Source organism: Mucilaginibacter calamicampi (assembly GCF_042676765.1).
GTDB classification, from domain to species: Bacteria; Bacteroidota; Bacteroidia; order Sphingobacteriales; family Sphingobacteriaceae; genus Mucilaginibacter; species Mucilaginibacter calamicampi.
Genome location: NZ_JBHTHU010000005.1, coordinates 486,051 through 500,297, shown reverse-complemented (window position 1 = coordinate 500,297; position 14,247 = coordinate 486,051). Strand labels below are relative to the sequence as shown.

Annotated in this window: 18 protein-coding genes and 1 tRNA gene; 15 read left to right on the top strand and 4 right to left on the bottom strand. The window is 43.0% G+C overall.

The window, feature by feature from the left end:
• Positions 1-54: 54 nt before the first annotated feature.
• From ACFQZS_RS07930 to efp, 8 genes are all read left to right on the top strand, one after another.
• Positions 55-1,149, top strand: a complete 1,095-nt coding sequence (locus tag ACFQZS_RS07930) for an MBL fold metallo-hydrolase (RefSeq protein ID WP_377098983.1) — start codon at positions 55-57, stop codon at positions 1,147-1,149.
• A gap of 42 nt (positions 1,150-1,191) precedes the next feature.
• Positions 1,192-1,770 (top strand): Crp/Fnr family transcriptional regulator, encoded by a 579-nt coding sequence (locus tag ACFQZS_RS07925; protein ID WP_377098981.1) that lies wholly within the window; start codon positions 1,192-1,194, stop codon positions 1,768-1,770.
• Between the two features lie 104 nt (positions 1,771-1,874).
• Positions 1,875-2,393 (top strand): YceI family protein, encoded by a 519-nt coding sequence (locus ACFQZS_RS07920; RefSeq protein ID WP_377098979.1) that lies wholly within the window; start codon positions 1,875-1,877, stop codon positions 2,391-2,393.
• A gap of 28 nt (positions 2,394-2,421) precedes the next feature.
• Positions 2,422-2,640, top strand: coding sequence for a tautomerase family protein (locus tag ACFQZS_RS07915; protein ID WP_377098977.1), 219 nt, complete (start codon positions 2,422-2,424; stop codon positions 2,638-2,640).
• A gap of 3 nt (positions 2,641-2,643) precedes the next feature.
• Entirely contained in the window at positions 2,644-3,378 is a 735-nt protein-coding gene (locus ACFQZS_RS07910) for an SDR family NAD(P)-dependent oxidoreductase (protein WP_377098975.1), read from the top strand.
• 7 nt (positions 3,379-3,385) lie between these two features.
• Positions 3,386-3,766 (top strand): nuclear transport factor 2 family protein, encoded by a 381-nt coding sequence (locus ACFQZS_RS07905; RefSeq protein ID WP_377098973.1) that lies wholly within the window; start codon positions 3,386-3,388, stop codon positions 3,764-3,766.
• An 11-nt stretch (positions 3,767-3,777) separates the two neighbouring features.
• On the top strand, positions 3,778-4,854 hold the full coding sequence (locus ACFQZS_RS07900) for an NAD(P)H-dependent flavin oxidoreductase (protein WP_377098971.1): 1,077 nt from the start codon (positions 3,778-3,780) through the stop codon (positions 4,852-4,854).
• A 117-nt stretch (positions 4,855-4,971) separates the two neighbouring features.
• A complete protein-coding gene (gene efp, locus ACFQZS_RS07895; protein WP_377098969.1) occupies positions 4,972-5,532 on the top strand; it encodes an elongation factor P in 561 nt (186 codons plus the stop codon).
• Between the two features lie 69 nt (positions 5,533-5,601).
• Here the strand turns inward: efp and ACFQZS_RS07890 are convergent, their stop codons facing one another.
• Positions 5,602-5,928, bottom strand: a complete 327-nt coding sequence (locus ACFQZS_RS07890; RefSeq protein ID WP_377098967.1) for a glycine zipper domain-containing protein — start codon at positions 5,926-5,928, stop codon at positions 5,602-5,604.
• 163 nt (positions 5,929-6,091) lie between these two features.
• On the opposite strand from ACFQZS_RS07890, the gene ACFQZS_RS07885 reads away from it, so the two are divergent.
• On the top strand, positions 6,092-6,724 hold the full coding sequence (locus ACFQZS_RS07885; protein WP_377098965.1) for a hypothetical protein: 633 nt from the start codon (positions 6,092-6,094) through the stop codon (positions 6,722-6,724).
• 43 nt (positions 6,725-6,767) lie between these two features.
• On the opposite strand, the gene ACFQZS_RS07880 is transcribed toward ACFQZS_RS07885, so the two are convergent.
• Positions 6,768-6,849 (bottom strand) — tRNA-Leu (locus ACFQZS_RS07880).
• Between the two features lie 201 nt (positions 6,850-7,050).
• Between ACFQZS_RS07880 and ACFQZS_RS07875 the strand changes: the two genes are divergently transcribed.
• Both ACFQZS_RS07875 and ACFQZS_RS07870 read left to right on the top strand, forming a co-directional pair.
• The gene (locus ACFQZS_RS07875; protein ID WP_377098963.1) at positions 7,051-8,574 is read left to right on the top strand and encodes a DUF2271 domain-containing protein; all 1,524 of its coding nucleotides are present in this window, start codon (positions 7,051-7,053) and stop codon (positions 8,572-8,574) included.
• Positions 8,567-9,208, top strand: coding sequence for a PepSY-associated TM helix domain-containing protein (locus tag ACFQZS_RS07870; protein WP_377098962.1), 642 nt, complete (start codon positions 8,567-8,569; stop codon positions 9,206-9,208). Before ACFQZS_RS07875 ends, ACFQZS_RS07870 begins: the two co-directional genes overlap by 8 nt.
• Before the next feature lie 6 nt (positions 9,209-9,214).
• On the opposite strand, the gene ACFQZS_RS07865 is transcribed toward ACFQZS_RS07870, so the two are convergent.
• On the bottom strand, positions 9,215-9,700 hold the full coding sequence (locus ACFQZS_RS07865) for a hypothetical protein (protein WP_377098960.1): 486 nt from the start codon (positions 9,698-9,700) through the stop codon (positions 9,215-9,217).
• A 136-nt stretch (positions 9,701-9,836) separates the two neighbouring features.
• Between ACFQZS_RS07865 and ACFQZS_RS07860 the strand changes: the two genes are divergently transcribed.
• Genes ACFQZS_RS07860 through ACFQZS_RS07850 form a run of 3 tightly spaced genes read left to right on the top strand, consistent with a single transcriptional unit; the run spans position 9,837 to position 12,716 of the window.
• On the top strand, positions 9,837-11,126 hold the full coding sequence (locus ACFQZS_RS07860; protein ID WP_377098958.1) for a bifunctional folylpolyglutamate synthase/dihydrofolate synthase: 1,290 nt from the start codon (positions 9,837-9,839) through the stop codon (positions 11,124-11,126).
• An 18-nt stretch (positions 11,127-11,144) separates the two neighbouring features.
• On the top strand, positions 11,145-12,137 hold the full coding sequence (locus ACFQZS_RS07855) for a Gfo/Idh/MocA family protein (protein ID WP_377098956.1): 993 nt from the start codon (positions 11,145-11,147) through the stop codon (positions 12,135-12,137).
• Between the two features lie 54 nt (positions 12,138-12,191).
• Positions 12,192-12,716, top strand: a complete 525-nt coding sequence (locus ACFQZS_RS07850; RefSeq protein ID WP_377098954.1) for a hypothetical protein — start codon at positions 12,192-12,194, stop codon at positions 12,714-12,716.
• 37 nt (positions 12,717-12,753) lie between these two features.
• Here the strand turns inward: ACFQZS_RS07850 and ACFQZS_RS07845 are convergent, their stop codons facing one another.
• A complete protein-coding gene (locus ACFQZS_RS07845; RefSeq protein WP_377098952.1) occupies positions 12,754-12,930 on the bottom strand; it encodes a DUF6496 domain-containing protein in 177 nt (58 codons plus the stop codon).
• 140 nt (positions 12,931-13,070) lie between these two features.
• Here ACFQZS_RS07845 and ACFQZS_RS07840 point away from each other — a divergent pair, with 140 nt between their 5' ends.
• Positions 13,071-14,165 carry an AI-2E family transporter gene (locus tag ACFQZS_RS07840; RefSeq protein ID WP_377098950.1) on the top strand — a complete coding sequence of 365 codons (1,095 nt, stop codon included), beginning with the start codon at positions 13,071-13,073 and terminating at the stop codon, positions 14,163-14,165.
• The last annotated feature ends 82 nt before the right edge of the window (positions 14,166-14,247 follow it).

Below are 14,247 nucleotides of genomic sequence, written 5' to 3'. Positions count from 1 at the left end.
TTCTTATTTTATAAATATCACTGAACCTTACGCGTTATTATGTGTTTCAGGGATATGAAAATCAATGCGCGCGAAATTGGGGTAATTATACTGTTGCTGGCAAGCATTGTTAGCTGCGGCGTAATAAGATCTGTGGGCAGAAACCCGAGGGGGAATGCCCGTGCCGGATGGGATACATTGACCAATTACAAAAAAGGCAGTTTTCAAAACCTCACTGAACGTTTAGACTCGGCGGTTAAGTACAAAAAGTGGCTTTTTCTGCATAAGCGCCCTGGCACTATAAGGCCATCTAAACCGCTGCCATCAGTTACTACTGACCTTAAAAAACTGGCCGCCCCCGCGCCTACCGTGGTTTGGTTTGGGCATTCATCCCTGCTTATCAAAACTGCACAGGGTAATATTCTTATCGATCCTATCTTTAGCAACCACGCGGGGCCCGTACCGGGCCTGGTTACTGCGTTTAAAGGCACCATGGGCTACCATGCTGAAGATATGCCGCCAATTGATGTACTTATTATATCGCATGATCATTATGATCACCTGGATTTTCGTACGCTGAAAAAACTGAAAAGTCGCGTTAAAATGGCGGTAGTGCCTGTAGGTGTGGGCGGCGACCTGCGATACTGGGGATTTGACCCCAAAAAAGTAACAGAATTAAATTGGAACCAGTCTGTAACCTTGCCGGGCGGCCTTAAAATAACCGCCGCGCCCGCGCAGCACAAAAGCAACCGCACCACATATAACACAGCTAACAAAACGCTTTGGGCTTCATTTGTTATCCAGGCAGCACAATACAAACTCTATTACGGTGGCGACGGTGGTTATGGCCCACATTTTAAACAGATAGGTAAACAATACGGCCCATTTGATCTGGCACTGCTGGAATGCGGGCAATATAGTCCTAACTGGCCATGGACGCACCTTACATTTGGCGAAACCGTAAAAGCAGCGGGCGATCTACAGGCCAACTTGCTGCAGCCTATCCATTGGGGTAAATTTGTAGCGGCAGATCATCCCTGGAACGAGCCTATAGAAAAGCTGATCCCGGCTGCCGAAAAGGCTGGGATCCTGCTAAACGTACCCCTGATTGGCGAACCATACACCCTGGGCGACCCGCCTAAGCACACGGTTTGGTGGGATTTTGAGTGATGTAAAGCATATCAATTGCCATAAAAAAACCTAACTTAGGCTATGCAAGCCGCCGAAATATTAAAGCAACATCTTTCTAAAACCATCACCCTAACAGATGAACAATTTGATTACGTATTGGCGCACTTTAAACCGCGATCCTTTAAAAAAGGACAGGCTTTAATAACCGCCGGCGATAAGGTAGATCAGGAATATTTTGTACTATCGGGCTGCCTCAAATCGTTTTATATTAACGATGATCTGAAAATGTTTATCCTGCAGTTTGCCATGCCTACCTGGTGGACGTCGGATTTTAACGCTCTTTACACCGGCAGCAAGGCAACTATCAACGTAGATTGTATTAGTGATGCCGAAGTGCTGTGCCTGAGTAACAGCGACCGCGAAAAGCTGTGCGCCGAATTACACCCTATGGAACATTTCTTCCGCTGGCGCACCAACAAGGGCTATGTAGCCAGCCAGAAACGCCTGCTATCGCTAATGAATAACGACGCTAAAAGCCGCTACGAAGAGTTATTAAAAATGTACCCCCAATTGTATAACATCGTACCAAAAAACCTGATAGCCGCTTATTTAGGCGTATCGCGCGAGACCTTAAGCCGGTTATACACACACGAAAAGTGATATACATCACATAAACTCACCCCTTGTTTTGAATGTGATGTAGGTCACACGCCTACCCCGTTTTTCCTACCCAACTTTGTGTTGTTATTTAAAACATAAAGACAATGGAAACACAAGAATTCTCAATTGAAAACACCCAAAGCAATATTGAATGGATAGGCCGTAAGGTAACCGGCGCACACAACGGCACAATAGCTATTAAAGCAGGTTGGCTTATTTTAACAGGTGGTAAATTAAGTGGAGGTCAGTTTGTTATAGACACCACTGCTATCAACATTCTGGATATTACTGACCCGGCTACCAACGCGCAGTTTGCAGGTCATTTGGCATCTGACGATTTTTTCTCAAGCGAAAAATATCCGGAAGCATTATTACAGATCACTTCGGTTGAAGGTAACCGGATCAACGGCGACCTCACCATTAAAGGCATTACTCACCCTATAGCATTTGATGCCGACGTAAACGTAAATGGCGATACCCTGAGCGCAAATGCCAAAATTGTTATAGACCGTACCAAATACGAAATGAGGTTTCGCTCCGGTAACTTTTTTAAGGACCTTGGCGATACCCTGATCTACAATGATTTTGATTTGAACGTAAGTATAACCGCTAAAGCAGCTTAAACTGCTTTAGCTTTAAATTATTAAAGCCATGCCGTACATTAAAATAGAAGTAACCCGAGAAGGGGTTACCCGCGAACAAAAGCAAATTATAATAAAAGGCGTAACGGATTTAATTAGCGATACGCTTAACAAAGACCCGCACCTAACCCACGTAGTGATACAGGAAATAGAACTGGATGATTGGGGTTACGCCGGCGAGCAGGTATCAGTATTAAGAGAAAAAGGTATAACAGCCGATAAAAAATAAGCCATGAAACAACAAACAGTATTAATAACCGGGGCATCATCCGGCATAGGCAGAGAGGTAGCCCGCTACTTTTTGCTAAAAGGCGATAACGTAGTGATCAATTCAAGCACCGCCGAAAAATTAGATAAAGTATATCACGAATTGGGTGCCGGGCCTAACCTGGCCATGGTAGCAGGGGATGTGAGTGATAAGCGCACAGGCGAAAAAATGGTGGCCATCGCCGTAGAAAAATTTGGCTCGGCAGATGTATTGGTTAACAATGCGGGCATATTCGGCAACAAACCGTTTCTTCAAGTTGATGAGGCCTATCTGGACAAATTTTTAAATACCAACCTTAAAGGTACTTACTTTACAACCCAGGCTGTAATACCGCAAATGCTTAAACAGCACAGGGGTGTAGTAATCAACATAGGTACGCCGCTGGTTGGGCATGCCCTGGGTGGCGCGCCTGCTACAGCACCCATAGCCAGCAAGGGCGCTATACATGCTTTAACCTTACAATTGGCCGCCGAGTTTGGTAAGGATAATATCAGGGTAAATACAGTTGCTCCGGGTGTAATCCGTACGCCCATGCACGGCGAAGGTGCGGATGCAAATGCCGGGATACACCTGCTTAACCGAGTTGGCGAGGTAGCCGATGTTGCCGAAATGGTTTATACCATAGCTAAAAGTAATTTTATAAGCGGTGCCATTATTAATGTTGATGGTGGCATGAGCGCTGGTCATAATTTAAACTGATATTAAAATGGAAACGCAAAGAACTGATGCAATAGCCATTTCAAAATTGTTGGAAGACTATTATATAAAAGGGATCTATACCGGCGATACAGCCTTATTGAAAAAGATCTACCATCCCGGCACTTTATTATTTGGCGACGTGAAGGGAGCACCATACTCCAAAACCCTGCCCGAATATTTAAATGGGGTAGTTAATCGCCAAAGTCCGGAAGATGCCGGTACACCGTTTAGCGGCGAGATACTTAGTATAAAAGTAGTGCAATCAATAGCCGTTGCCGAAGTAAGGGTAAAAATGTACGATTTTAACTATCACGATTTTTTATCTTTCCATAAAATTGATGGTAAGTGGCTCATTGTAAACAAAATGATGAGCGACGTTAACTCATAAAAACTAAAGCCATGTGGTACAATACAAAAGCAACAGAACTATTAGGCATACAATACCCCATTTTGCAAGGGCCGTTTGGGGGTAACCTGTCATCGGTTGAGCTGGTGGCAACAGTATCTAACATGGGTGGCCTGGGCGGATATGGCGCTTACACTTTAAGTCCGCAGGAGATAGTTGATGTGGACAGGCAGATAAAAGCAGCTACCAATAAACCCTATAATATTAACCTTTGGGTATCAGACACCGACGCGATTGACGGCACGGTGAGCGATGAGCAGTTTGAAAAAACGAAGGCTCTTTCTAAACCCTATTTTGATGAGGCGGGTATAGCCCTTCCTGCCAAACCCGCGCCGTTTAAAACCCGTTTTGAAAACCAGGTACAGGTGATACTGGATGTTAAGCCGAAAGTTTTCAGCTTTATGTTTGGCGTGCCTTCGGCTGATATTTTAGAGCAAAGCCGTAAACGGGGCATTGTTACGGTTGGTGCAGCTACTACTTTGGATGAGGCCATTTACCTGGAAAACGCGGGTGTGGATATGATCATCGCTTCAGGCTTTGAAGCGGGCGGGCACCGTCCCTCCTTTCTCGCCTCGGCCGAAGCGTCAACCACTGGCACGTTTGTGTTGCTGCAATTGATCAAAGAAAAAGTAAAGGTTCCGGTTATTGCCGCTGGTGGCATAGCCAATGGCCGGGGCGTTGCCGCGGCTTTAACTTTAGGTGCAGATGCAGCGCAGATAGGTACCGCTTTTTTAGCTACTGATGAATCAAACGCGTTACCCATTCACAGACAAATGCTGTTTTCTGACGCTGCCAAATATACAATGCTATCCCGCGCGTTTACCGGCAGGTTAGGCAGGGGCATAACAAGCCGTATAGCTAAAGACCTGCTTTATCAGAAAGCAGGCCATTTACCCTTCCCCTTGCAAACCACCTTTATGGCACCTTTGCGCAAAGCAGCTTTGGAGCAGGAAAAGTGGGACATGGTGCTTTTTTGGGGAGGGCAGATTGCACCGATACTGAAGCATACAAAGGCGGCTGAGTTAATGAAAGCTTTGATTAAGGAGACGGGAGAATACTTAAGAAGCTAAAGGGCTATCTCTTTAAGTCGTTTGACGATGTACTTCTGTTTTTGAATTGTGATTGGGTATCCTTTCCATTATCATAAGTTAATTTATATTTGCGCTCAATTTTGACAAAATACACTCATGGCAAAGGCATCCGAAATTAAAGTAGGCAATATATTACGCTTCAACGGCGAACTGGTAAGCGTTACCGAAGTATTGCACCGCACACCAGGAAAAGGCGGGGCATTCTATTTAGACAAGTTCCGTAATATTAAAACCGGTAAAATTGTTGAGGCGCGTTTGGGTACGGATGAGCAGGTTGAGATTTGCCGTGTAGAAACCAATGATTTTCAATATCTGTATGAGGATGGCGATTTTATGGTTATTATGGACAACGTAAGCTTTGAGCAGCATACCATTCCAAAAGCGCTTTTCGGCCCGGCTGTAAAATTTCTGAAGGAAGGAATGAGCGTAATCGTTTCTTTTGAAAGCGAAGAACCCATTATGGCGCAGGCTCCCAACTTTGTTGAGCTGGAAATTACCTATACCGAACCGGCAGTTAAAGGCGATACCTCATCAGGCGCTCTTAAGCTGGCAACAACTGATAATGGCATTGAGTTAAGGGTGCCGCTTTTTATAAACCAGGGCGATAAAATAAGGGTAGATACACGCACCGGAGAATATACTGAGCGGGTAAAATAAAATACGCTCTCTTAAAGCTTCAACATCCGCAAACAAAAAACCCGGTCAAAAAGTGACCGGGTTTTTTGTTTATTTTTTTGGTTTTACGTAAACGTATTTGTTTGGATAGTGTCCGTGTTTTTTATAATAAGCTTCGCGGTACGCTATACGTTGTCTTTTCTCGCGAGCCTTGCGGGTTTCGTTACCTATAACGTAACCGCCACCTGCACCAATAGCTCCACCAATTAAAGCACCGCCCACATTTTTACCGGCAATGCCGCCTACAACCGCGCCGGCCGCGCCACCAATTATTGCGCCTTTACCCTGGTCGCTTATTTTGTTTTGTGCTTTTGCTAAGTTGCCTGTTGTAAACAACAAAGAGGCTACAATTCCGGAATATACAATTAGCTTTTTCATAGTCGTATCTTGATAATATTTTTAAGAGACAGGCAAATAGTAAGCCAGTAATGAATTAAGTGGAGAGCAGCTTAAATCATTTGCGGTAGTGTACATTATAAAGGTCAGCTGGATAATTAATACTGACAGCTATTTATATATTTCACTTGTAGTATATTTGATTATGGCAGACTGGTATAGACAGAAAAGTTGGTCGAAGGCTGACGAAGAATACTTCTTCGCAAAACTTGCGCGGGCAAGAAAAGATGGACGGGCTCAATATTTAAAAATACAAGCACTTGAATTAACCGAAACTGGAATTCCACAATTGCTCGATGCTGCTGAAAAATTAATCGATAAGTTATTTACAGAATACCCAGAAGATAGATTTAATCGTCCCGATGCCTTGGTGACTTTGGGTAACATTTACAAACAGAGAGGAAACATCGATAAGGCCGTGTATTATTATAAGCAGGCTCTTGATTTTGAATTAGTTTATCCACAGGTAAAAACGCAAGCTTACAGTTATTTTTCAGAGTTAGTTGTGAAAACCGAAAAGACGGAGTTTTACGATTTTGTTGAGAAAATAATTATAAAAAGGGTTAATAGCTCTTTATTTCCCATCGAAAAATATAAAGGATATTCCATTCTTTCAATTATATACAGTCACAGAAAGGATTTTGAAACAGCTGCTTATTTTGAAGCACTAGCTGAACAAAATGCAAGTGCAGAAACTTCCGGGCTGAGATATCACAAATATCTGGGGATTGTAAAAGATCGAGATAGTTGGTTAGACAAATTAGTACGGAAAAAATAAACAAAAAACCCGATCATCTCTGACCGGGTTTTCTTTCATTAAGTGCGGAAGAAGGGACTCGAACCCCCACGCCGTGAAGCGCCAGATCCTAAGTCTGGTGCGGCTACCAATTACGCCACTTCCGCATTAGGATTTTTAATGAGTGGCAAAGATAGCTTTATTTAACATATTAAGAAAAGTAATTTAACATTTTTGGCTACCTGCCTGTGTCTTTGGTGGTTTATATTATCAGACCAGCAGTTTCGTCTCGCAAATAAGGGGTTTGGTCTACTTTAATAGTACGCGTTTATACTTTTTACATACTTTTAAGTCGAACTAAAACCATTATGAGAAAACTAACTCTTTGCCTGGTTGCATTGGCAATGCTGGCACCGACTGCCCGGGCTACCCATCCGCCCAAAAGCAAACTATATGTAACCAATTACGAGAACGTGCTGGGTACATCTTTTGAAATTAAAATAAAAGCCCAAACCGATGCCGGAGCCCAAAAGGCCGAGGCAGCGGCTTTGGACGAAATAGATAGACTAAATAAAATACTAAGTGGTTACGATGCCGACAGCGAGTTTAGCCGCTGGATGCGCACCTCGCAAAAACCGGTAAAAGTTTCGTATGAGTTGTATGAAGTGCTGAGCCTGTTTGATAGTTGGCGCCAAAGAACAGGTGGCGCTTTGAATGCATCCGCAGAAACCATTAATAAACTATGGCGCGATGCGGCAGCTAAAAACACCTTGCCTACCGGCACGCAGATAAGCGCTGCGCTTGCTCAGGTGCATCAACAGCATTACGTTTTAAATGAAAAGAATCACACAGCGCTGCGTACCGATAACGCGCCGTTAATGCTTAATTCGTTCACCAAAAGTTATATCTTGAACAAGGCTGCTACTGCGGCCATGGGTGTTAGTGGAGTTAATGGGCTTGTATTGAACATTGGAGGCGATATTTTGGTACGCGGCGACCACACCGAACAAATAAAAGTAAGCGACCCAAAAGCCGATTATGAAAACGCGGAGCCTATAACGCAAATAAAAGTATCGGGCCTAACTGTAGCCACCAGCGGGAACTACCGTCGTGGCGAAGAAATTAAAGGTGTTTGGTATTCGCATATTGTTGATCCGCGTACGGGTAAACCTGCGGGTGGCGTTATCAGCGCTACGGTAGCTGCACCTAATGCCACTGATGCAGGCGCGTTGGCTACAGCCCTTAATGTACTAAGCCCTGCCGAAGCTGAAAAACTAGTGGCAACAGTGCCGGGTGCAGAGTTCATGCTGGTAACTGCAGATGGGCAACGCGTTGAAAGTGCGGGCTGGAAAAAATTGGAAATGCCAGCGGAAAAGAACAGCGTTGTAGTTCCATCTGCCGCAATTTTACAACAATCCTGGGATCCGAATTATGAATTAGCTGTAAACCTTGAATTGGCTACGCAGCCGGGTATGCGGGTAAATCGCCCTTATATTGCAGTATGGGTAGTTAATGCCGATAAAAAACCTGTAAGGCAGATAGCGCTTTGGATGCGTGCAGATAAGGAAAAATATGTATGGGATCTGCGGTTATGGTATGCTGTATATTACAAAGATTTGATTAATGACAACCCGGTTGTTACCTCAACAACAAGCGCCACCCGCAGCGCAGGTAAATACAGCCTTAAATGGGATGGCAAGGATGATAAAGGCAACCTGGTTAAACAAGGAACGTATACGGTATATATAGAGGCAGCGCGCGAACATGGCACCCATCAACTAATGACACAAGATATAGTTATCAGTAAAGCCCAGGCACAGCATTTTGATCTGGGCAGTAATGTTGAAGTAAGTTCGGCATCATTAGATCTTCGTAAAAAAGCAAATGACTAAGAGCAGAACAACTACAAATGCTGCCGATAAACGGCCGAAAAGTGTTCTGGAGAAAAAAACAGCTGCCTTTTCGCGTTGGCTGCACATTTACCTGTCAATGCTGAGTTTTGTGGTGGTGCTCTTCTTTTCGGTAACGGGCCTTACCCTTAACCATGCCAATTGGTTTGAGGGGAAAGAAGTAGAGCAAAAATACAGTGGCGGTGTACCCATTGCCTGGGTTAATGTTACCGACACCGCACAGATAAAAAAACTGGAGATAGTAGAGCTACTTAGAAAAACCTATAGTATTAAGGGCTATGTAAGTGATTTTTTGATACAGGATGACCAACTCTCCGTGTCTTTTAAAGGACCTGGCTATAGCGCCGATGCCTTTATCTCGCGCAAAGACGGGAAATTTGAAATTAATGAACTTAAATCGGGACTTGGAGCCGTACTCAACGACCTGCACAAAGGCCGCGATACCGGCAAAGGCTGGAGCTGGCTTATTGATGTAGCAGCGGTATTCCTTATACTGGTTTCGGTAAGTGGTTTGGTAATGCTTTTATTTTTAAAGAAGCGAAAGGTAAGCGGCCTGCTGGTAGCTATTTTAGGCGGAGCTATATGCTGGCTGATATATTACCTGTTGGTGCCCTAGGCTGGGTTACTCTACAAAAACCTGTTTCTGGCTAATGTCAATGGTTGAACGGGTACCATCAAAACTCATGCGCACCACCATGTGGTATAAAAAGCTGTCGTAAATATAAATGTTATCCTTATCGTCGGCCCCGTGGAAGGTTTGCTTCAGGTTAGCGCCCTTTACCTGTCCCATCAGATTAACAACATCCTGTGGGTTAGCGCTAACATAGCTGGCCGTGTGCAGCACGCCACCACTGGCCAGTTTAAACCCGCGGCCCACATTAATGGTTTCTAACTTGTTTTTTGGTGCCGTGGTTGTGTAACCTTCTACTAAAAATCCGTCTACTTCCTCGCCATACTGCAGCTTAAAGGCTTTGCGTGCGGCTATATCATCAGCAGCTTGTTTATTATTAAGGCTGGTTAAATTCATCAGGTTTAACAACGTGATGCTTTGTGCCCCGGCAGATGCGCCAAAACAACAAATTAACACGGATAACAGAAATTTTCTCATTACGAGTGTAATTATACTCAAATGACTAAACTTTTCAAAAAATGCTTTATTTTAAATTTATCGTCAGCTAAGGCTCACAAATGCGTTAGTACAAAAAACACAGTTATAATTCTGTTAAATTTACCGCTGCAACCTTATGGACTATCAGCAAACCATCAATTACCTTTATACCCGCCTGCCCATGTTTTCGCGCACAGGGGCATCAGCCATTACCAAAGATCTGAGTAATACTATCGCCTTTTGCCAATTGCTCAACCATCCTGAAACCCAATTTAAAAGTGTGCATATAGCCGGCACCAACGGTAAGGGATCAACCTCGCACATGCTTGCTGCCGTGTTACAAACGGCGGGTTATAAAACGGGGCTTTACACATCGCCACATTTAAAAGATTTCAGGGAACGTATCCGCATAAATGGCGCCATGATAAGTGAGCAGACCGTTATTGATTTTGTTGCGCGTTATAAACAAGATATTGAAAGTTTAAACCTGTCATTCTTTGAAATGACCGTGGGCCTTGCCTTTGATATTTTCGCGGAAGAGAAAGTTGACATAGCTATTATTGAAACTGGCCTGGGTGGCAGGCTCGACTCGACCAATGTAATCAAACCATTGCTATCAATAGTTACCAATATAGGCTGGGACCATACCGATCTGCTTGGCAACACGCTACCGCTTATTGCTGCAGAAAAGGCCGGTATAATTAAACCGAATGTGCCAGCTATAGTTGGTGAGCGGCAGGATGAAGTGGCTGATGTATTTGTAAACAAGGCTAATGATGTTGGAGCACCCATACGCTTTGCTGCTGATGAATGGGAAGTACAGATGACAGATGGCGCAACTGAGCAGAACCTAAGTATAATAGCGCAACATACCCTTACGCAACATAGGTATTCATTATTACTTGACCTGGTGGGGAGCTATCAGCTTAAAAATATAAAAGCTGTTTTAAGCGCTATTGATGAGTTACGGCTACAGGGTTTCAACATAAGCGATGAGCACGTAAAAACTGCATTAAGTAACGTAAAAGCGCTTACCGGCTTACGCGGGCGATGGGATGTGCTAAGTAAATCTCCCTTAACTATTTGCGATACCGGGCATAACCCGGATGGCATACAAGAGGTGTTAAAAAACATTGCAGCTACTCCGCACCAACATTTACATCTTGTGATGGGTATGGTTAGCGATAAAGATAGCAGCAAAGTGTTAGCACTACTGCCCAAAAACGCGACCTATTATTTCTGCCGGCCTGATATTCCGCGCGGTTTAGATGCTGATACTCTACGCGAAAAAGCGCTTGGCTTTAATTTAAGGGGTAAGAGCTACCCCTCGGTAAAAGAAGCGTTGGCAGCCGCGCAAAAAAACGCCGGAACTGCCGACCTGGTTTTTGTTGGCGGAAGCACATTTGTAGTTGCAGAAATAATTTAAATGATATTGATATAAAACATGGGAACAATAAACTGGGGTATAATTGGATGCGGCGATGTTACCGAAGTAAAAAGTGGGCCGCCACTTTATAAGGTACCTAATAGCCGTTTAATTGCCGTAATGCGCCGCGACGCTGCCAAAGCTGAAGATTATGCCCGCAGGCATGGTGTGGGTAAATGGTACAGCGACGCCGGACAACTGTTGAATGATGCCGAAATCAATTCTGTTTACGTTGCTACACCCCCATCATCGCATTTAGAATATGTTCTTGCAAGTCTTAACCATGATTTAAACGTATACGTTGATAAGCCGGTAGCAATGAATGCTGCCGAAGCACGGCAAATGGCCCAAGCTTTAAAGCAAAGCAAAGGGAAACTTGCTGTAGCGCATTATCGCAGGGCGCTACCCATGTATCTGCATATAAAACAATTATTGGACAACGGTGCTATTGGCCAGGTACGAAGCGTACAAATAAGAACATGGAAAAGCGCAAAGCCGGATAATGAGGACCTATCACCCGATAACTGGCGTATTATGCCTCATTTATCGGGCGGTGGCTATTTTAACGACCTTTCACCCCATCAGTTAGATCTTATGTTGTTTTATTTTGGCGCGCCTGCAAAATACAGCGGTTTTTCGATCAATCAGGCAGGCACTTACGGCGCTACCGACCACACTTGTGGCAGCATAATTTTTGAGAACGGAGTTGTTGTAAACGGCTCCTGGTGCTTTAATGTTGCACCATCTGAAGTGACGGATGAATGTATAATTGTTGGTACAAAAGGCAGCATAAGCTTTCCATTTTTTAACGAGCCCTATACCGTAACATTAAAAAACAATGATGGTGAAATTACAAAAAAGTTTATTCAGCCTGAGCATATTGGCTATCCAATGATAGAAAAGGTGGTTAATTATTTTAATAATGAGGGCGATAATCCTTGTAGTTTGGATGATGCAATTATTTTAATGGATATAATAGATACGTTTGCCAAAACCATCAACCAACGATAAATAGTTGGTTTTAAAAAAAATACCTATTTTAGTAAAAATAGCACTTAAACTTTTATGAAGGTTATTCCCTATTTAGTTACTATATTTCTTTTGACCATTAGCTTAAACTGCGCCGCGCAGCTATCTCCGGTGCCAAAAAGTTACTCGCTTACTACTCCGGAAGATTATAATAAATATGAAAAAGACGTAATAAACGTCATCAATTGGTTAGAACAAACGCCCTGGAATTCAAAAAATGGCGAAAGGCAAATAGCTAATTCATTTTTTTTGGCATGGATGTCTGGCAGCCCTACAGTTACCATAGAGCTTGGCGATAAGATCCTTATGGAAATAATGGAAAAAAATAAGGAGTTAACGTTTTCCTATATGGGCGGCTATGCAAAATATGCATTGCAAAGCCGAACAGATAAAACAAGCTTTGATATTAACAAAGCTAAATTGGCAGGTTTTAAAGCGATAATCTCCAAGTATAACTCTGAAAAAAAACGCTCCAAAGATAAAAACGTAGAGATGTTGGCGGAGTTGGACAGTGAGGGCAAATTAGAGAATTGGATAGCGACAGAACTGGGTAAAAAGTAAAAAGGAACCGTTAAAATAACTCCACCCCTTTAACAGATCAATCTTTCTTTTTAGGAACCTTAGCCCCCTCTTTCCGGGCTTCTGAAAGACCAATAGCTATCGCTTGCTTTTTGCTGGTAACTTTTTTGCCGCTACCGGTTTTAAGATTGCCTTCCTTCATTTCGTGCATGGTTTTTTCTACTTTTTCGCCTGCTTTTTCAGAATACTTTGCCATAACATTTTCATTAGTTAAATAATTGAACATGCTGCAAAATGTCTGCCACATTATCCGGCGCAACTTTCCGTTTGGTAATATATCGCTATATTCAAAACATTAAATAAACAGCTAGCTTAGCGCATTAGTTTAAAACCCATATGGTACCAAAAAATACAATTGCCCCATTTTATGAACGTTTAGCATTAATACTGATAGGCTTTGTAGTACTGGGCTATTTAATTGTGCAGGGAAAAGAATTGCTTGATCCGTTGATGTTTGGCTTTCTGTTTGCCATTTTACTGTTGCCGCTTTCTAATTTCTTTGAGCGTAAGTGGCGCATGCCGCGTTCTGTATCGTCGTTTCTTTCTGTTATTTTACTTGTAGGTATGGTTACGGCCATACTTTATTTAATTGGCGCTCAGATATCGCGCTTAACAGCTGATTGGCCCATGCTTAAAAATCAGCTTACACAATCAATCGATGACCTCTCGCATTGGATAGAGGGAAGGCTCCAGATCAATCTCGAAAGCCAAAAAACACTGGTTGACGATACCGCGAAAAAGCTAATTTCTTCAGGCAGCCAGGTTATAACCACCACTTTTGGCGCGGTTTCGTCATTAGTGTTGTTTTATGTTTTTATAATGATTTTTACTTTTTTTATACTTTTTTACCGCAGGCTGCTTTACAGGTTTGTGTTAAAAGTATTTAAGGAAGAGCATGGCCACGTTGTAAACGATATAGCGCAAAACATACAAAGTATTCTGCGCCAATATATTTTAGGTTTACTGTTTGAAATGATAATAGTTGGCGCAATTGCCTGCACCGCCTTCTGGATGATCGGCATTAAATATGCTGTGCTGCTGGGCATTATAGTTGGTCTTTTTAACATAATTCCATATCTGGGAATTTTTACCGCGCTTGTTTTAAGTGTGGCCATAACTTTTGCCACCGGCCCGGTAAGCAACACCGTTGGCGTTGCTGTAAGCATAATTATTATACATGCTGTTGATGCCAATTTACTATTGCCCACGGTTGTAGGATCTAAAGTGAGGCTAAATGCATTGATAACTTTCCTCGGCATTATTTTAGGCGAAATGTTGTGGGGTTTGTCGGGTATGTTTCTTTCCATCCCGGTTATTGCCATCTTTAAAATCATATTCGACAGGATAGAAAGCACAAAACCCTGGGGATATTTATTGGGCGGCGATTATGAGTTTAAGCGTGCCGCTCAAAAAAGAATGAAAACGGAGTGAGGACGATTAGTAATTAAAGATTAAAGATTGGTTTTTGCATATTACCAGAATTGCTACTACTAATCTTTAATCTTTAAAAACC